The organism is Salinisphaera sp. G21_0, assembly GCF_017744115.1.
Classification (GTDB): domain Bacteria; phylum Pseudomonadota; class Gammaproteobacteria; order Pseudomonadales; family Endozoicomonadaceae; genus Endozoicomonas.
In genome coordinates this window covers 1-19,179 of the sequence record NZ_JAGHQW010000007.1, presented here as the reverse complement: position 1 = coordinate 19,179, position 19,179 = coordinate 1, and the positions used below count along the sequence as shown (strand labels likewise).

The window sequence follows — 19,179 nt, the reverse complement described above, 5'->3', positions numbered from 1 at the left end:
GTGGTTTAAAGGGCCAACACGCCAACGCCAATAAATATCACCACCAGCCAGAAAACAGAAATCTTCAATACACGAAGCAGGAAACAGCCAATCAGAACCAGAGCCATCGCCATTGCCGAATGAACTGCAGAGGTAAATACCGGCGAGTAAAGCGCAGACAGCAGCAGCCCGACAACAGCAGCGTTAATACCGGCAATCGCCCCGGCAATCCGGGCCCGTGCGGCCAGAGCCTGCCAGGCAGGAAGGACACCAATCACCAGCAGAAAACCGGGCAGGAAAATAGCCAGCGTCGCGGCAATAGCTCCCAGAACCGGAGTCGACCCGGAAGCAAAATATCCGAGATACGTAGCCAGGGTAAACATCGGGCCAGGTACCGCCTGGGCTGCGGCATAGCCGGTCAGGAAGGTATCGGTGCTGATCATGCCTTCCGTTGTGCTCTGCAGCAATGGCAGAACCACATGGCCACCGCCAAACACCATACTGCCCGCCTGATAGAAGTCACTGATCACGGCTGCCAGGGGGGAATAATCAGCCATCAAAGGCAGGCCAAACAGCAAAATGGCAAACAGAATAAGTGGCCAGAAAACAAAGCGACACCTGATCTGGCTGTCGTCATTACCCGGTAACCAGCGATAACCAATCAGAGCGGCTGCAATCAGACTAGCCATCTGAACCAGTATGCCAGGAAACACCAGCAACAGGGCGGCACTGAAAATACACAAACTAATAGTCAACTGACTTTTACAGAAAGACCGGAACATCTGCACAGTGGCATCCGCCACCACAACAACGGCCAGCAATTTCAAACCGGCAATCATCCCCTGATACCAGTCAGCAGACAGGAACAGCTGACTGCTCATGGCTACCGCCAGCAGAATCGCAAAAGACGGTAAGGTAAAACCGGCAAACGCTGCAATGCCGCCGGGCAATCCTGCCTTCCGGTAGCCCAGGGCAAAGCCGATCTGGCTGGAACCGGGGCCTGGCAGGAACTGACTGAGAGCAGTCAGTTGAGCATATTCAACATCGGTTAACCACTGGCGTTTTTCAACGAAGGTATTACGAAAATATCCGATATGGGCAGCCGGGCCGCCAAAGCTGGTCCAGCCCAGCAAGAAAAACCGCCAGAAAATAGTGAATAACTTAGCCACAGGCAACTTACCAGAATATTAATAATGTTATTAGCCGATGATAAACAGCTGTTGTTTATTATGTATATTGATTCTTTTGCCTGATCAAAAGCAATACCATTAATCATTCTGGCCCTGATTTTCGGCTATGCCTGTGCCTGGGTCGGGCATTTCTTTTTTGAGCACAACAAACCCGCCACCTTTAAATACCCTGTTTACAGTTTTCTGGGCGACTGGGTCATGCTTAAAGACTTTCTGATCGGGTGCTTTCGCAAAGGTTAACCCGGATATTGAATTTTCGGGCGAATATTGTGTCTGACCCAACACTCTTGTCAGCGTCAAGCGACCAATTATGCAGCCCAATACCTTATCATCTCAAGGGATGGCCAGTTTTGTGGAAGGCCAGTCATCCAACACTGGCAAACCAGAGGATAGCCCGCACCAGGGTGTGGCCTACGCCCGTAACGTCGTTGCTGCTCACAGTCGTTTACCCGGTCTCGCCCACCCGGGGCATGGCAGCGAACATGCCGTTACCGGAGAGCGACCCGCAGATGATGAAGACACACCGCCAGACACCGGCTTAATCGCCCGGGTAATAACAGAAACCGAGGCGTTATCAGTCCGGAATGAGTCGCTCCCTAATTGCGGCATCAGGGTTGTCACCGCTGGCAGTTATCCATCCGCTATGGCCAGTAAACCAATTGGCAAGCCGGTGATCTGTGACGATTCTGACCTCCCTTGTGGACACACCTACCAGCCATATTTCTGGATATCCCGTTGGGTCCATCGTCTGCTGGCTCCCACTATTGGGCAGCATGCAGGTATTCAGCGTTGGGTCATTGAACAGCTGCAGATGTCAGAGGCCGAGGCCCGGCAAGACTTTCTGGCGCGGTTTGAACACCGGCTGGTTGATTATGGTTTTACCTGTCCTGACAGCTCTGGCAGGCCAGAAAAAAATTACGGTGTATTTGCCAGCACGCCCTTAGAAGAAGGGGAGTTGCTTGGGATCTATTCCGGTTCTGGCAATTTCACGGTCCCCGTCTGTATTGCCACCAGGAGAGTTGCTGCCGGGCAGGAGCTATTGCTGGATTACTGTGTCGATCCTGATGCCGAACAACAAGCGATACTGACGTTGACCGCAGCTGAGGAAAGGGCAATTCATAACAGTAATCTGCAGAACCAGCTTGGCATGGCCTGTCTGGTCAATAGCGCTGTGCCGGGCGAAACGCCTATATCACCGTTTGTTGCCGCACCGGCTTATTATGTGTCGGAAGAAATTCGGAAAAACGGTCGGCGGGCAAGTCGCAAAAAACATCAGTCCCGGGGCATTGAATTTTCGGGCGAATATTGTGTCTGATTCAACACTCTTGTCAGCTTCAGGTGACCAATTATGCAGCCCAATACCTTATCATCTCAAGGGATGTCCAGTTTTGTGGAAGGACAGTCATCCAACACCGCTAAACCAGAAGATAGCCAGCACCAGGGTGTGGCCTACGCCCGTAACGTCGTTGCTGCTCACAGTCATTTACCCGGTCTCGCCCACCCGGGGCATGGCAGCGAACATAGCGTTACCGGGGAGCGACCCGCAGATGATGCAGATACACCGCCAGACACCGGCTTAATCGCCCGGGTAATAACAGAAACAGAAGTTTTGTCAGCCCCGAATGAGCCGTTACCCCATGGCGGTATTAAGGTTATCACCGCTGGCCGTTATCGACCCGATGCGCTCAGCAAACCGATTGGCAAGACTATGGTCTGTGACGATTCTGATCTTCCTTGCGGGCACACCTACCAGCCATATGTCTGGCTATCCCCTTTTGCCCACCGTCTGCTAACTCCCACTATTGGGCAGTATGCAGTTATTCAGCATTGGGTCATTGATCAGCTGCGAATGTCAGAGGCTGAGGCCCGGCAAGACTTTCTGGCGCGGTTTGAACACCGTCTGGTTGATTATGGTTTTACCGGCCCTGACGCCTCTGGCGGGGCAGAAAAAAATTACGGCGTATTTTCCAAAACTAAAGTACTAGAAGGGGAGTTGCTCGGGATCTATTCGGGTATCGGGTATGTACTCAACAAACCATCGTGGGCTAAGAAAAATCACAATTGGAAACTTGAATATTTGCATCAGAAGTTTACTGACGATATGCCAGATTTCATGAGTTACTGCCGAACCATGATGGCCGGTCTCAGGGGTAAAGAGCAAACGCAGCGCACGCTTTCGAAATACACTCAGGAAGGGGCGGTTAACGACCCCTTGAGTATGGTCGCCATTTTGCCGGACAACGAGCGTTATACGCCTTTTCACTTTGTGAATTCCGCCAACAGGACCGAAGATGTCAATACGTCTGTGGAGTTTATCGCTATCACAACCGATTTTGGCAATTTTACGATCCCCGTCTCTATTGCCGTCAAGGGAATTGCTGCCGGACAGGAGTTATTGATGGATTACTACGTCGATCCTGATGCCCACAAACAATCGTGCCTGGCGGGGACTGCAGCTGAAGAAAAAACACGTTATAACAAGATTTTGCAAAGCCGTCTTGGCATAGTCAGAAAACTCAGTGATGATGTGCCCGGCAAAACGCCAATATCACCGTTTGTTGCCGCACCGGCTTATTATGTGTCGGAAGAAGTCCGGAAACATGATCGGCGGTCAAGTCACAAAAGAACATCACTCCCGCGACATTGACGTATTTCGCGGTTGAGGTCGTGTGGGTGTGCTGACCCAATGGCACTGACTTAAGGGTGAAAGCCTTGTCATACGTGGGCTTTTAGGCACCCGGCGATTGGAACCACAAAGCACACAAAGAGCACAAAGGAAAAGAAAAGCTCTTCTTAGTGCTCTTTGTGTGCTTTGTGGTTCCAATTCAAATCTCTAAACCCGTATCAATCCCCATGTTTGCAGGGCTTTTAAGCTTAAGTCAGTGCCATTGGTGTGCTGACCTTGTTTTTTCGATAGCCCTGGACGAGACTTTTCCGGCAGGTGCAGTACCCGCAACCACCTGCCGCTCACTTACGTCAGTCGTTGTATTTCAAGCGGTAACTATCAGCAACTATTCTCCTATCCACGTCCCCTGGCCACATCACTGCCTCACCTCGAACACCGAATTCGGTAATCACCTCGTTGACGATAAGAATCATTTTCAGTTCAATGGTCGGTTATAAATTAGCACAATAGAACCAAATTAAATTCATCGCGCTTTCTTCCTCAGCATGCCAATATCTTCCTTAACAAGAAGTCGCAGCAGGCAACGCAGAAAGCGATATGAAAAGTGTTAAGCGCCCAGATTTCACCCAAAAGGCCGTTCATTGAAACTACTCTGGAAACTCCGGTTTATTCTGAAGGACTACTGGCAGCAATACCTGCTGGCCTTTATCTGTCTGCAAATTGTCTCTGCCCTGAACCTGTTGCCACCCTGGCTGATTGGCCATGTGATTGACAGTATAAAGGACAACAGCCTTACCAACCGGGAACTGGCCGGTTATGTTGCCGGGATACTGATTACGGGCATCGTCGTCTATGGCTTCCGATATATCTGGAGAGCCAAACTGTACGGTGCTTCCATTGAGCTGATCCGTCAGCAGCGCAGCCGGTTGTTTGCCCATTTCACCCGGCTCTCTCCGGAGTTTTATCAGCACCATACCACCGGTGACCTGATGGCCCATGCCACCAATGACCTCAATGCGGTTGAGGAGAGCGTTGGGGTCGGGATCATGACCCTGGTGGACTCCCTGATCGCCGGCTTTACCGTTCTGTTCGCCATGATATTCCTCGTCAGTGGTCAACTGACCCTGCTGGCGATGCTGCCTTTCCCGGTACTGGTCTGGGCGACCAAGCGCTACGGTGTGGCATTGTACTCACGCTTTGGTCGCTCTCAGGCTGCTTTTTCCAATCTGAACGAAGAAACCCGTGAATCCATCACCGGTATTCGTGCGGTCAAAGCACACCAGTTGACCGAACGACAAACCCGGCGCTTTGAACAGCTGTCCATGGAGGCAGTGGCAGCGAACAGCAGCGTTGCCAGGGTCGATGCCCTGTTTGGCCCAAGCATCAGCCTGTTTTTCGGTCTTTCTTTTGTGCTGGCCCTGGTGGGTGGTGCATGGCTGATCAGCCATGGACAGATGACGGTAGGCCTGTTAACCAGTTTCACCCTCTACCTTAGCCAGATGCTCGGCCCCATGCTGCAATTTGGCTGGCAGTTCAATGTCTTCCAGCGCGGCAGTGCTTCCTGGGGGCGTCTGGAAAAACTGCTGTCCCGCCAGCCCAAAGTGAGTAATGCACCGGATGCACGACAGGCTCCGGACGACACCAGTCTTTCGATAAACATACGGTCATTTGCTTACGACTCCGTTGCTGACCAGAGGGCGGTACTCCAGGGTATCTCTGCCGAGATACCCGCAGGCGCATTTATCGGGATTACCGGTCGTACCGGCAGCGGTAAAAGCACCCTGCTCCGGCTGATCCTGCGTGAATTTGATCTGCCCGAAGGCTCCTCCATCCAAATGGGCAATATTCCACTGCCACAGCTGAGTGTGGAATCCCTGCGGAAAAAACTGGCCTGGGTCCCCCAGGAGCCCATGCTGTTCTCCGGCACCATCACCGACAACATTCGCTTCTCCACACCGGATGCCAGCCAGCAAGCCGTCGAACAAGCCGCCAGACTGGCGGCTATCGATGACGAAATCATGGGCTTTAAGGATGGCTACAACACCTTGCTGGGTGAGAACGGCATCAACCTGTCCGGAGGCCAGAAACAACGTCTGGCACTGGCCAGGGCCCTGCTGGCTGACAGTGAAATATTGCTGCTGGACGATGCCTTCAGTGCCCTGGATATGAGAACTGAAGCCCGTATTCTGAAAAACCTGATGGCCATGAAAGGTAAGAAAACCATTATTCTGGTCACTCAGCGGCTACCCGAGCTGATTAAGGCAGACCATATTCTGGTACTGGATCGTGGTCGCATTATCGAGCAGGGCAACCATGAACAACTGCTCTCTAACGGTAAAGAAGCCACCGACCAGCCTGAACAGAATACGACCGAACACTGGTATGCAAAAATCTTCCGACAGCAGGCAAGAACCCTGCTGCAACCCCTGGAAGTGAAGCCCGATGCCGTGAACACACGGTCCGATGTTGCCTGAGGAATAATGCAGTGATCGCCAACGACGAGAAAAAAACATCAGGCTACCGGGGACTGGCCAGGCTGGTTCGCTATGCCAAACCTTATCAATGGCCGTTTCTGGGTGCCTTTCTGATCCTGCTGCTGGCCACCAGCCTGGAAATGCTGGCACCGTGGCTGATGAAGATCATTCTGGATGAACATATTGCCCCCGGAGTGAGTGATGCCCTACATGAATATATGGGCCTTGCCATCATGGGTGCAGCCCTGTTTGGTACTTATCTGGGTTCAGCCATTCTACAATACATACAAAATGTGATGTTTCAGGAAAATGCCCTGAAGGTAGTGCACGACATTCGACGAATGCTATTCGCCCATGTGCTGAAGCTGCCCATGCACTATTTTGACAGCGAACCAACCGGCCGTCTGGTGTCCCGTATTACCAATGATTCGGAAGTACTGCGCCAGATGTTTGTAGGCGTTATTCCGGCGATTCTGCAGGCCTTTTTCCGGGTGGTGGGTATCTTTATTGCCATGGCTCTGCTGGATATCCGACTGATGTTGATGACGGCGCTGCTGATTCCCGTCATGCTGCTGGCGATTCACCTCTACCAGAAAATCAGCCACCCCGTCATTCACGGAGTTCGCAGCCAGCTGGCCAACATCAATACCCGTGTCAACGAATCCCTTAATGGCATGCGTATTATCCAGGCCATGGGACAGGAAGCGCATCTGCAACAGCAGTTTGACCGGGACAATGAACAGTGGAGCCAGCTCAAGCAAAAGAACATCAATATCGACAGCCTACTGCTGATGCCTTTCACGCACCTGCTCAATGGTATTGCCCTGGCAGTTGTGGTGGGCTGGTTTGGCTACCGGTCCGGATTTTCTCTGGTCGAAGTGGGTACGCTCTACGCCTTTATCAATTACCTTGGGCGATTCTTTGAACCTTTCCGACAGATCACCATGCAAATGAGCAGCCTGCAGCAATCTCTGGTGGCCTCGGAAAGACTGTTCCAGGTATTGAACGAAAAGACAGAAGACACTCACTATGGTCAGGGCGATAGTCAGAGCCCGGAGATTCATAGCGGTAAACTGGCATTCAATAACGTAACACTGTCTTATGACTCGAAAAACCTGGCGCTGGATAATGTCAGCTTCACCGTCGAGCCGGGGCAGTTTGTCGCCATTGTGGGTCACAGTGGCAGTGGTAAAAGCTCGGTAATCAACCTGTTGATGCGCTTCTATCAACACCAGGAAGGCCAGATTCTGATCGATAACCAGCCTTTGTCCACCCTGCCGGAAGACACATTGCGCCAGGGTTTGGGTCTGGTATTCCAGGAGCCTTATATTTTCAGTGGCACGATGGCCGAAAATATCAGCCTGAACCATCGCCAGATCACCGATGAACACATTCAGGCAGCTGCCAGAAAAGTGCATGCGGACCCGTTTATCCGGGGGCTGGAAGAAGGCTATGAACATAAGCCCGGACCCGGAGGCAAAGCACTGTCCACTGGTGAAAGGCAGCTATTGTCGTTTGCCAGAACCATTGCCCAGAATCCGAAAATACTGCTGCTGGATGAAGCCACCGCCAATATCGATGGTGAGACAGAGCACCATATTAAAGAGGCGCTGATTACTCTGCGGGAAAACCGGACCACCATTGCCGTGGCTCACCGCCTGTCAACCATTCAGGATGCCGACCAGATTCTGGTGATGGATAAAGGCAAGATTGTTCAGCGTGGCACCCATGAACAGCTGCTGCAACAGGAAGGACACTATCGCGATCTTTACCTGGCACAGCAGACTGAAGAGCAGCTGGGCAGCACTGCGCAGTCAGGCCTGATGGTGACCGCAGCCAGCGCCTGATAACCCGGCCAAAAACAGGCAGTCATCACTCCCCCAGCTTCCCGGAAACAGAAAGTCCCTTAATGGCTGCTTGAGGGTATTCTCAACCAGGAGGCTGACCGAGAATAGCGCCCTTCCAGGCACCCCCGTAGCGAGGATGGCAGTTTTTCTATTTCTACACGAAAGTTTGAACTTTTCCGGTTTTTTGTAACCTAATTGCAAATGCACTATAAGGAGTAGACTGACCTATGAATTCTTCAGCAGCCCAATCCGAACTGTGCCAGTATTTAGGGGATATGATCTCGGAAGAAAGAGCATATGAAGATGAATGTCCCATCTGCGCCGAACCCTACTATGGGCGTCAAGTATCTCCCGTCATCGTGACTGAATGTAAGCATCGCTATCATTTGGACTGTTTCGCTAAAGCTATGCGTGCAATACCTATAACCTCTCGCTCGTCGTGTCCGAATTGTCGGCAATTTCCGTTACCGGTGGTACGAGAATCGGGTGCCTTGCTTCATGAAGACTCCCCCTATTGCGCAGATCTGCCATTTGAAGCCTGCAGAACTGGAGACGTGGAGACGTTACAAGAATTGTTGACGCAGGATAAAACCATTGCCCAAAAGAAGTACAGTTCTGAAATTTTAGGAATGACTTATTATTTACTGCACATCGCCGCCAAAAAGGGGCATCTCGCCTGCGTGCAAACCCTGATTAATGCTGGGGCAGATGTCAACGCCGCCCTGCCTAATGGCGCTACCCCTTTGTACCTTGCTGCCCAAGAGAACAAGAACAACATCCTGCAAGCCCTGCTCAATGAAGGGGCGGATCCCAACTTCTCTCCGATTTCGGATGGTTCCACCCCTTTGCACGCCGCTGTCTGGAAGAACAACATAGCCTGCTTGCAAACCCTGCTCAATAGCGGAGCTAATATCAACGCTGCCAAGACTTCAGGAGCCACCTCTTTGCACATGGCCGCCTACAATAACAGCGTAGACAGCTTGGAAACCCTGCTCAATGGCGGGGCTAATATCAAGGCTACCATGACTCCAGGATTGACCCCATTGAAACTCGCTGTCCTGCTGAACAATGAGCCCTGCCAGCAAGCCCTGATCACTGCCAAGGAGAAACTAAAGGCCGCTCAAAAAAAAGATGGGGAATATTTTAACATTACTAAAAAACTACGATAATCAGAATTATCCGGGTTTAACTACATCGTCAACGTCACTGCTTACCGGAGTAAGTCATACGCAACTCTTCTGTAGGGATTAACCAATTTGTCACAAACCTGTTTTTTGTCAGTGGCAGAGCCAGCCTCCTGACAGCCCCTTGCGTAACAACACGACAGAAGTTTAACAGCCACTGTTTTGCGGGCAAAAAAAAGCCCATCATCAAGATGGGCTTTTCTGATATGGCGCGCTCGGGAGGATTCGAACCTCCGACCGCCTGGTTCGTAGCCAGGTACTCTATCCAGCTGAGCTACGAGCGCGCTGCGTCAACGAGGGCGAATCATACTGAAATTCCTGCCGGAGTCAACAACAATCGTTCAACTCACTGGCAGAAAAGCTGACCTCGGCAAAGCAATTTAGAGAAAAACTCAGCAGCCCTGAGCAGACTGTCAAGGCTGTTTGTCACCATAGAGGAAATCATGCAACTCTCTAAACTGATGGCGAAGATCGCTCAACATAGTTTTGGAATGATCTTCAGCACATGAATGCCCATCTCGTTTTATTTCATCGTAGGCAAATCCAGTGGTTACCAGGCCGTAAATTCCAAAATTAATACCCTCAGCAATCAGCATGGTTGGGTTTACAAGCACCGGCAAAGAGGCCACGACCCCAGCCGCACCAACGATTTGACCAGGAAGCCAGCCAAGATTAGCACCCCGGTGGAAATCTTTGATGACGTATTCCTTCAGGGGCTTTGTTGACTTCTCGCACAGGCCCAGCTTTGCTCCTGCCGCTCTGGCCAGCTTGACAGAGCCACCTCTTACGGCACCGACAGCAGCACCACCGACACCAAATATGACCTCAGTACTTATGCTTAAGGACTCAAATAAAACGTAGGGAACAGCTATAAACAACTTGCATACAACTCGACCAAAGCATTTTGCCGCTCTTACCGATGCCTCTCCAGTTGAAGGGATGGGTGTTGTTGTTGCATTAGGACTGACAGGAACGGTTACAGAATCCATTTTATACTACCTCCATTAATTTTATTATTGTCCCTGCTGCAGGAATTAACTGCATTCGCGCAGGGAATCAATCGCACTCATTAAACGACTATTTTTTAGGGAATAAATTGCTCGGTTTGTAAGTAGTGTCCTCCTTTTTATCACCATAAAGGAAATCATGAAAATCTCTGTTCTGCTGGCGGATAGTTTTCAAGAAATTTTTGGTATTATCTTCCGTTTCTGAGTGTCCAGAGGATTTGATTTCCTTGTAGGCAATGACACCTTCTGCAATGGCGTATGTGCCAAAAACAGCGGCACAAACACCAAGTGTGATGGGGTGCGCAAGCAGCAGTAAATTGGACGCCACCACAGCTGCTCCAATGATTTGACCGGGAAGCCAGCCAACATTAGCACCCCGATGGAAGTCTTTGATGATGTATTCCTTTAGAGGCTTTGTTGACCTCTCGCACAGGCCAAGCTTTGCTCCTGCCGCTCTGGCCAGCTTGACAGTGCCACCTCTTACGGCACCGACAACAGCGCCACCGGCACCAAATATGTGTTCAGTGCCTAAGCTAAAAGCGTGATACAAAACATAAGGAACGACGATGGCCATCTTGCATACAATTCGACCAAAGCATTTTACAGCTCTGACCGTTGCCTCACGAGTGGAAGGGATAGGGTTTATTGTTTGATCAAGACTGTCAGGAACACTTACAGCATCCATAATACGCTACCTCCATGAGCTTTATTAGGAATTGGATTACCAGTTAACAATTTGTCTTGCCATAAATCACTAACAGGTTAGTCAGATACGATAACAGTCAACAATGACGGCCCAGTGAGGTAAACCGCGTCATCATCGGCAATTCTTTACCCACATCAATAATGTTGTTTTCCTGCTCCGAATAGCATCAATCAAGGTCAACTGCTGCGATACACTCCAATTGTTTAACAACGGATGTCACGGCTTTTGGCTTCGCAAGGCTTGTGGTGGCAGTCCAAAGGTGCGTAAAAAAGCTCTTCTCATATGATTACGATCACTAAAGCCGGTTTGTCTTGCCACCTCTTCTACGGAATGCTGGCTTTGTTCGAGTATTGAGCGTGCAGTTTCAACACGGATACTTTGTACGGCTTTGGCCGGTGTTTGGCCAGTTTCCTGGTAAAAACTGCGACTGAACTGCCGTGGGCTCAGGTGAGCAATATCGGCTAACACTTCTACAGTCAGATCTTTGGGCAAATTTTCACGGATATAGGAGATCACTTTCTGCATGCGATCCGATTCGGGGGACATTTCCAGCAAGGTAGAATATTGCGATTGGCCACCTGTGCGACGATGGTAAACCACGAGTTTGCGAGCGACATTTTTTGCCAGCTCAACGCCATGATCATCTTCCAGCAGTTGTAACGACAAATCGATACCTGCCGTCATTCCGGCCGACGTCCAAAACGCCCCGTCTTTAACGAATATTTTGTCTGCATCAACCTTGATCCGGGGATATTGTCGGTGCAGCTCAGCGGCACTGCGCCAGTGCGTGGTAGCCTGACGACCATTAAGTAGCCCGGCTTCTGCCAATAAAAAAGCCCCGGTACAAATCGCTACGATACGGTGATAGCGTTCAGGTGCATCCCGGATAAATTCTATTAATTGGCTGGGTGTGGGATGCGGATGCTCACCGCCTCCCACGATGAGAGTGTCGCCCCCGTGTTGGTGCAGGCTGCCACTATGCACGCTCATACCAGATGATGTGTTTACCGGGCCGCCATTGAGAGAAATAAACTCGACGTCGTATAGCATCGCTCCTTTGGTCTGATTGGCAGTCTCAAACACCGACGTAGCGGCCAGGGCCATGACAGAGTAGCCCGGATAAAGTAAAAAACTGATACGTCGCATACCACTCCCTAATACGTCTCTAATTGACGCATATATGACATTTAAGACACTTCGGATCAGAATATACTTACATTGTCTAACAAATCAAATAAACACAGGTGATAAGTTATGAGTACATTGGGAACAGCGTTAGTAACCGGTGCATCAACAGGTATTGGTGCTATTTATGCCGACCGCCTTGCCAAGCGCGGTTATGACTTGATTCTTGTGGCGCGCAATGAGCAGCGGTTGCAGGGGGTAGCAGAAACTATCCGTGGAGAAACTGGCAGAAAGGTTACCGTGTTGCCTGCAGATCTGAACAATGCCAGTGACCTTGCCAGGGTAGAAGCGGTACTTCGTGACGATAGCAGCATCACAATGTTGATCAACAATGCTGGCGTAGGCTCAGTAGCCTCTGCCCTGAATGCCGATATCGACAAGATGGAGGCGATGATCGGACTGAACATTACCGCTTTAACACGCCTGAGTTACACGGCGGCTCCAGCTTTTGCTGAGCGCGGCGCTGGCACCATTATCAATATTGCCTCGGTTGTTGGTATCGCAGCAGAGATCCTGAACGGCGTTTATAGCGCTTCCAAAGCCTACGTGATTGCCTTTGGTCATTCGCTGCAAAATGATCTGGCGGCTAAAGGCGTACGAATCCAGTCAGTACTTCCCGGTGCAACCGCCACCGAGTTCTGGGATGTGGCAGGTTATTCAGCACAAAAAGAGTCAGCCATTACCATGTCAGCAGAAGATGCAGTAGACGCTGCTCTGGCTGGCCTGGACAGCGGCGAGTTAGTCACCATCCCCGGTTTGCACGAAGGTGAAGCCTGGGATCGCTGGGAAGCCGACCGCCGAAATCTGTCGCTTAAGTTGGCCAATGCCAAACCGGCCCTACGTTACAATATTGCCTGAAAGCGGCCTAACAAACGAACGACAGACTCTGAACAGAAGGCACATCCATGACCAACCAGATTTCCAAGGGTAGCGCACTGATCCTGGGTGTTGGTGCTTACAAAGGGCTCGGAGCAGCCATCGCCCGCCGTTTTGCCAAAGAAGGCCACCCGGTTCTCATTGCTGGTAGAACAGAAGCAAAGCTGCAAACAACCATAGAGCAACTTAGCCAGGAAGGTTTGCAGGTTGCCTGCGCCGTAGGCGACGCTACCAAACCGGAAGATGTAGCACGTTTTATTTCCGAGGCCGAAAAGCTGGCTCCACTGCAAATCGCCGTGCAAAACGCGGGAGAGAACACACCATCTCCGTTTCTTGAGACACCGGCTGAGCGTTTTATCGAGCACTGGCAAGTGCATACGCTCTCTGCCTTTTATCTGGCACAGGCCGCCTTGCCCAGGATGCTGGAACATGGTAGAGGAAGCTTATTTTTTACCGGAGCCAGCGGCTCACTGAGAGGAAAGGCAAACTTTGCTCCTTTCGCGTCGGCGAAAGCGGGCCTGCGAATGCTGGCACAAAGCCTTGCCCGTGAATTTGGTCCCAAGGGCATTCATGTCGCATCAATCATCGTGGATGGCATTATTGATGGCGATCGAACAGTCGAATTACTACCGATGCTCAAAGGTAACAGAGGCACTGACCGTATGTTGCAGGTTGATGAAATTGCCCGGGCCTATTGGCATCTTCATCAGCAGCACCGTAGTACCTGGACAATGGAAATGGATCTGCGCCCCTATACTGAACATTTCTGAGATAACCATTTATCCAGTGCTGTTAAGCCCTGATATACCTGAACAAGCACCTTGGCCATATAAAACCCGACGATTCCTGGCAGGCAAATGTCCTGTCAGGTTTCCCCAAAGATCAATATGTTGATCTTGAAGATGAGGATTGCAACGCAATCCGGGAAACGTCAGTTGACTACCACCTCTACTTCCGAAGGTACAGTTCCAGAGAAGTACCAATAAAAGGAGATTCCTCCTTAATCGCTCCAGGCGCTCTTTTCGGTTTAATTCTCAGCAGACTCTACTATCCTGAACCTTCCTGTTGTCGCCGGAAGGTCTGTCTATGTATTGCATCGTCAAACACCTCAAAACCAGCGATGTCCATCAGGATGTACAAAGTCCCATTGAGTTTTCGGCCAGTGGCTTTGGCCGGTTTATTGGTGCATTGTCGGGTGATTCACTGGCTAACCTGTTAAGTTATCTATCGATTCAAGATCTGGCCAACCTGGAGTTGTTGTCCCGCAGGGTACGTACCATTTTGCATGATAAATGTGGCATGTCGGTAAGCCAGCTCCACAAGTACTACCAGTATTTTTTATCCCTGCCAAAGGCAGAACAGCATTTTTATCAGGGGATGGCCACCGGTAATCAGCAACTGCTGCATCACCTCAGGACGGTACCCACCGTTTTCAGTCCCTGCTACCCTGTCCAGTGCAGACCAGAAGCCCTTTGTGCCTATTACACCAACCATTTCTGTCAGCAGGTGATTCATGCACCATCAGTCACTCTGAAAGCTTCAGGGCGTATGGAGTTCCTGCCGATTGTGTCGGCTTTTTTCCTGAATACCAACCACAACTGTCTGATCAATGAAGACAGCCGGGCCAAAACCATGCATATATGGGCTCCGGACAACAGTGGCAGCTGGCATCGGGAGTGTTCGATGGATTACACGACAGGGATAAACATGCACAACCAGCCCGTGGGAAATATTCTATTTCTCCCCTCTCGCCGGTTGTCCGGTGAGCCATCTATGCCCGACCCCGAGGGTAGCGCTCATGAACACTTACTGTCCGTTGTCAGGCGCAGTGATTCCGGTATCTGGACCGAGGCTCAGCAAATGACAGCGGCCGATATCTATCACAGCCTGGTACACCGGCGTATAAATGAAATGATAGTATCCGACGATGGCAAGTCGCTGGTGTGCATTGACCGTGAATCGGGAGGGGCCATCCTCTGTTGCGGGACCGATGGCAGGTGGCGGCATAATAATCCTTTAAGCTGGGGTGATAACCATGAAATTCGTTTTAGTCCTGATAGCCAATATCTTGCCCTGTTCGACGGTGCTGAGGTTTCTTTCATAACCCGGGGTGATGATGAGTTATGGTCGTGTAGCAGCAAAATTGACTTTGGGCTGAGCAGCGATGCTGCTGCAGCCGGTTGGGCAGCATCGGACAATGAACGACTGTTTGACAATATGGAGTTTGATATGGCATTCAGCCCGGATAGCCGCCATTTTGCTGCATGGTCCGATGACCTCGGGATATACGATGAGGCGATTCCGGGTACAGAAAAAGAGTTTTATGTCAAAGTTGCCGGGCTTGATCATAACCAACGCTGGTCACACAAGGTGACCATTACCAAAACACACAGTGACCCACGCCACTGCTTTTTGCTCAGCGTTGATTTTAGCCCTGATGGCAGACTGCTGGTTGTTGCCACTATCAATGGCTTCGATATCTGGAGCCTGGATGACGACAGCTGTTCGCCGGTTATGGAGGATCAGGCTTATATTGAGGGAGCCGGGCAAGTGCTGCGGGACCTGCCAGACATGAAGTTTTCCATGAACTCACGGCTGCTGTTTTTTATGATGGCAGCATCGTCGCTGAGCATAGACGACAATGAACTAAGGGCCAGTATCTGGCACCACCGGGACTCAGGACAGTGGGAGTGGGCACACACACTGAATTCCAGCACCCTCCTGAAGGCCAGCCCCCGGGGCAATGCGCTGGTGTGCGGAGGTGAGTCAGAGAGTACGGATATATATCAGTACACTGATAGCGGCCAATGGTGGAGGCAACGTATTAAACTGTCTATTCTGGAGGCGCGCTTTAACCGGCAAGGCTGCCTGCTCGCCGCACGAACCGACGACGGCAGCCTGTTGCTTCTTGGGTTGAGCAGCGACGGAACCTGGCAGGAAAAAAACCGATGGCGGCCAGAAGGACAGATCAGAGATTTTGAGTTCAGCTCCTGCAGCCGCTCTTTACAAACCAGGATATATCACAACGGGAAAGAGGTTCTCACTTTCTGGCAGATCACGCCTGATTTGGGGGTTATTCGATGAATGTCCAATACTATCGTTTTTACTCTTGACTCCGGAGATGCTCGTTTGTGTTATCTTTTTGTTTGCCGAGGTTTTCAGCATATTGTTTCCCTGATATCACCGTGAATATCCCACCAAGTATAATAATTGAGGATAGAACCAATCGCATGGATACAGCCTCATCAATGAGTAATGTGCCGCCTGCTGCTGCCATTACAGGCACCAGAAGTTGCACAACAGCAGCCTGTACTGCTGAAAGTCTGCCTAATGCTATGTACCACAGGGTATAACCAATGCCTGAAGTCAGAGCGCCTGCCAAAACCGCAAGAAAAATTCCTTTCAGGGAAAGGTGTGAGGATTCAATAGTAAGAACTGTCAGTGTGATAAGGAAAGGCAAGGTTCTAATAAAGTTACACATTGTATCACTCAACGGATTGGTGGATTCTTTACCCGCTAACGTGTACATCCCCCATGCAATGCCAGAGACTGCCATCAGAATAAAACCACTCAGGGAAGGCGTGGATAAGGTTGGTGCTACCAAATACATGAAGCCTGAAAAAGCGGTAGTGATGCCAATCCATTCAATGAAACGAACTGTTACTCCTGAAATAAAATTGGCCAGAATCATGGTGATTTGCACCGAGGTAAACAGGATTAGTGCTCCAATTCCGGTATCTAAAATAATGTATGCATAGGAGAAGGTAACGGCATAAATAAACAACATGACGGAAGCATACCAGCTACCTTTTGCAATTTTTTTGTCGCCAGGGTTTAGTAATTTATAGAGTAAAACCAGAGAAATAATACCGGACAAGAGACGAATAGAAGTAAAACTTGCAGCATCTATTTCTTGTTCACCCAAAGCCATTCTGCAAAGAATGGAATTTCCGGCAAAAGCCAAGAGGGATATTGTAGTGAGTATGACTGCTTTCATTATTGAATTAAGATATTTAATGAGTTGGGTAAAAACATAACACTTGGGTTGCGGGACGCCGAAGGCATCCCGGTCAAATACCCAACAGGTGTTATGCACTTTTCCTCATGGTTTGCATGACCAGGAAACTGTCGGCCTAAAGACTGTTGAAACATTTCTTCGGATTTTTACTGCCCGACTTCTGAACCAAACCTTAAGTCTTTGTAATAAAATTCTTTATCTTTTTGACCGATTTCTCGCAATACCCGGCAAGGATTTCCCACCGCAACAACATTTGCAGGAATTTGCTCTCTCTTTTTGCTTTCAGAAGGTCGGGTATGATTATAATCATAAAGAATTTCCAGACATTGTGTTTGCTCATCAACAAGGGCTTGATCATCTGAAAAATATATTTCACTATTGTGCATTTTGCTCTTAATTTCATCGAGAGACATGTGAATACTTCTCCAACTCACTACTTATAGACAGCCCGAAGAAGATGAGAGCAATGGCAAGTAAAATTGTGGAAAAACTGTTTTTTCCCATCGAGAGCTTTCATATCATTTAACAATCAAAAGTCAAACATCTAAAAATTAATGCTCACGATCAATATTCCAGGACAGCACTTGACGCTACTGTACCAGACGTTGGCATGGTTGAATAGACTCTGATGATACAACTATACGCGGCAAACAAGGTGAGAAGTGACTGTGAGAAGCAGATAGAAAATGTAATAGAAAAGTAAACTTTTCACAACTACCTCACCAGTCAAGTAGAACAGACTTACGAATATATTGTGAAGTATGGTAGAGGACAGGATTTGAAACTCTTTCTCTATCTTCAATAAAATGTCCTTCGTCATTGAGGAACATATCTGATTCATATAAATCATGCCATATATTATTCCCGCGCGGACATCCATCATACAATGATTGAAAATGAGTAGCTTCATCCATTGTAAGACCTTGAGCTGTTGCCACCATGATGGGAAGCAGACGGTTGAATCTTGCTAAATGAGCCAGTTCAAGAGCATTGCTATTTGCCCATGTTATACGCTGACGCAGTAACTCATTGGTATAAAAAGGCAATAAATCCAAAGCCAGATTTTCATTGTTTGTTTTAATAGCTAATACCAGGGGTGTATTTTTTCCAAACTGTCCTGACATTTTTTTTTGATTTGGCGTAATCAATAATTCATGGTGTGTTTCTTTCAGATAATTGAATATAGCTCTCGATAAACTTTTATCTCTGGCTGCAATTGCCGCAGTAAATGGCGTATTTACAAAAGGTGTTGCATCTAATTCCAGCAATGTAGATTCAATTCCTTCTCTTTTCAGAAGCAATGCAATGAACCCTTCCCGCTCTTTTGAATTTAAATTCTTTTTTGCTTCAATTTTTGGAGTATTGGTAATATCAACAATAACCTTAAATAACACATTGGGCCTGAAAGCACTCCCTCTATAGGCAAAAGGATCACCTCCTCTTCGCAATAATTTTAATGCTCTACCCCAGTCAACCTGATCGGCCGAAAGTACTTTAACAAGCGCCTGCGTTGCTGAACTTTTGCCAATTTCCAGACTTAAGGTGAGTGGTCTTCGCACTTTAGCAGAAATAGGTATGTATGTAAGTTTCAGTGGATAAGGAGATACTCTTTTCATCACCCGAAAAGAGCGTTTACTTAATTTTCCAATATCTCCCTTGTGTATAGGGTTACTTTTATCAAAATACCAACTCTTATATGATAGATCGTTCACAGAAGATGGAATCATACCATTACCTCATAGAGAACAAGATCACTTAACTTGAGTTTACTAACATCCCGTTTTACTATTTTCTTAATTTCTTAATTTCTTAATTTCTTAATGATGATATCTGTGCAAAACCTCGAAGATCACACTGTTTATCCAAGGATTGTCAGGATGACTGAATCAATATTACCATTATACGTCGGCTTCATAGTACAAACCTCACACTCTGTGGATTTTATCGGCAGTACGGTTAGACCACTTCAATTCGAAAAGGTTCAACATTTCTTATTTGACCATGATCTTTCTGGCTTTACTTCATCATCATTTTTAAAGACAGTTTTTCCTGTTTTGGATGGTTAAGTAGCTAACCATCTGGAACTA

General features: G+C 49.0%; 15 protein-coding genes, 1 tRNA gene and 1 pseudogene. 9 read left to right on the top strand and 8 right to left on the bottom strand.

All coding sequences use genetic code 11. From position 1 onward, the window contains the following. Nucleotides 1-5: 5 nt before the first annotated feature. Nucleotides 6-1,148, bottom strand: coding sequence for a chromate efflux transporter (chrA, locus tag J7439_RS04960; protein ID WP_209200728.1), 1,143 nt, complete (start codon nucleotides 1,146-1,148; stop codon nucleotides 6-8). Nucleotides 1,149-1,265: 117 nt separating this feature from the next. Here chrA and J7439_RS26910 point away from each other — a divergent pair. The 6 genes and pseudogenes from J7439_RS26910 to J7439_RS04930 all read left to right on the top strand — a co-directional run. Then, a pseudogene (locus J7439_RS26910) lies at nucleotides 1,266-1,409 on the top strand (Mpo1-like protein); the annotation flags it as partial. A gap of 70 nt (nucleotides 1,410-1,479) precedes the next feature. After that, nucleotides 1,480-2,484, top strand: coding sequence for an SET domain-containing protein (locus tag J7439_RS04950; protein ID WP_209200727.1), 1,005 nt, complete (start codon nucleotides 1,480-1,482; stop codon nucleotides 2,482-2,484). A 33-nt stretch (nucleotides 2,485-2,517) separates the two neighbouring features. After that, nucleotides 2,518-3,816: a hypothetical protein gene (locus J7439_RS04945; protein ID WP_209200726.1), complete on the top strand. Its 1,299-nt coding sequence runs from the start codon at nucleotides 2,518-2,520 to the stop codon at nucleotides 3,814-3,816. Between the two features lie 620 nt (nucleotides 3,817-4,436). Next, nucleotides 4,437-6,269: an ABC transporter ATP-binding protein gene (locus tag J7439_RS04940; RefSeq protein WP_209200725.1), complete on the top strand. Its 1,833-nt coding sequence runs from the start codon at nucleotides 4,437-4,439 to the stop codon at nucleotides 6,267-6,269. 11 nt (nucleotides 6,270-6,280) lie between these two features. After that, a complete protein-coding gene (locus J7439_RS04935) occupies nucleotides 6,281-8,116 on the top strand; it encodes an ABC transporter ATP-binding protein (RefSeq protein ID WP_209200724.1) in 1,836 nt (611 codons plus the stop codon). A 227-nt stretch (nucleotides 8,117-8,343) separates the two neighbouring features. Beyond that, the gene (locus tag J7439_RS04930; RefSeq protein ID WP_209200723.1) at nucleotides 8,344-9,285 is read left to right on the top strand and encodes an ankyrin repeat domain-containing protein; all 942 of its coding nucleotides are present in this window, start codon (nucleotides 8,344-8,346) and stop codon (nucleotides 9,283-9,285) included. Between the two features lie 222 nt (nucleotides 9,286-9,507). On the opposite strand, the gene J7439_RS04925 is transcribed toward J7439_RS04930, so the two are convergent. The 4 genes from J7439_RS04925 to J7439_RS04910 all read right to left on the bottom strand — a co-directional run bounded on the left by J7439_RS04925 (nucleotide 9,508) and on the right by J7439_RS04910 (nucleotide 12,159). Continuing rightward, a tRNA-Arg gene (locus J7439_RS04925) sits at nucleotides 9,508-9,584 on the bottom strand. A 129-nt stretch (nucleotides 9,585-9,713) separates the two neighbouring features. Then, nucleotides 9,714-10,289, bottom strand: a complete 576-nt coding sequence (locus tag J7439_RS04920; protein ID WP_209200722.1) for a hypothetical protein — start codon at nucleotides 10,287-10,289, stop codon at nucleotides 9,714-9,716. A gap of 88 nt (nucleotides 10,290-10,377) precedes the next feature. Then, on the bottom strand, nucleotides 10,378-10,992 hold the full coding sequence (locus J7439_RS04915; protein ID WP_209200721.1) for a hypothetical protein: 615 nt from the start codon (nucleotides 10,990-10,992) through the stop codon (nucleotides 10,378-10,380). Nucleotides 10,993-11,229: 237 nt separating this feature from the next. Continuing rightward, nucleotides 11,230-12,159, bottom strand: a complete 930-nt coding sequence (locus J7439_RS04910) for a GlxA family transcriptional regulator (RefSeq protein WP_209200720.1) — start codon at nucleotides 12,157-12,159, stop codon at nucleotides 11,230-11,232. 108 nt (nucleotides 12,160-12,267) lie between these two features. Between J7439_RS04910 and J7439_RS04905 the strand changes: the two genes are divergently transcribed. The 3 genes from J7439_RS04905 (at nucleotide 12,268) to J7439_RS04895 (ending at nucleotide 16,158) form a co-directional block, all read left to right on the top strand. Then, nucleotides 12,268-13,056, top strand: a complete 789-nt coding sequence (locus J7439_RS04905; protein ID WP_209200719.1) for an SDR family NAD(P)-dependent oxidoreductase — start codon at nucleotides 12,268-12,270, stop codon at nucleotides 13,054-13,056. A 47-nt stretch (nucleotides 13,057-13,103) separates the two neighbouring features. Further along, the gene (locus tag J7439_RS04900; RefSeq protein ID WP_209200718.1) at nucleotides 13,104-13,844 is read left to right on the top strand and encodes an SDR family NAD(P)-dependent oxidoreductase; all 741 of its coding nucleotides are present in this window, start codon (nucleotides 13,104-13,106) and stop codon (nucleotides 13,842-13,844) included. Nucleotides 13,845-14,139: 295 nt separating this feature from the next. Beyond that, the gene (locus J7439_RS04895; protein WP_209200717.1) at nucleotides 14,140-16,158 is read left to right on the top strand and encodes an F-box protein; all 2,019 of its coding nucleotides are present in this window, start codon (nucleotides 14,140-14,142) and stop codon (nucleotides 16,156-16,158) included. Between the two features lie 19 nt (nucleotides 16,159-16,177). On the opposite strand, the gene J7439_RS26905 is transcribed toward J7439_RS04895, so the two are convergent. The 3 genes from J7439_RS26905 to J7439_RS04880 form a co-directional block, all read right to left on the bottom strand. Beyond that, nucleotides 16,178-17,170 (bottom strand): DMT family transporter, encoded by a 993-nt coding sequence (locus tag J7439_RS26905; RefSeq protein WP_209200716.1) that lies wholly within the window; start codon nucleotides 17,168-17,170, stop codon nucleotides 16,178-16,180. 68 nt (nucleotides 17,171-17,238) lie between these two features. Continuing rightward, the gene (locus tag J7439_RS04885) at nucleotides 17,239-17,505 is read right to left on the bottom strand and encodes a maltose acetyltransferase domain-containing protein (protein WP_209200715.1); all 267 of its coding nucleotides are present in this window, start codon (nucleotides 17,503-17,505) and stop codon (nucleotides 17,239-17,241) included. A 306-nt stretch (nucleotides 17,506-17,811) separates the two neighbouring features. Further along, the gene (locus tag J7439_RS04880) at nucleotides 17,812-18,819 is read right to left on the bottom strand and encodes a hypothetical protein (RefSeq protein ID WP_209200714.1); all 1,008 of its coding nucleotides are present in this window, start codon (nucleotides 18,817-18,819) and stop codon (nucleotides 17,812-17,814) included. Nucleotides 18,820-19,179 lie beyond the last annotated feature (360 nt).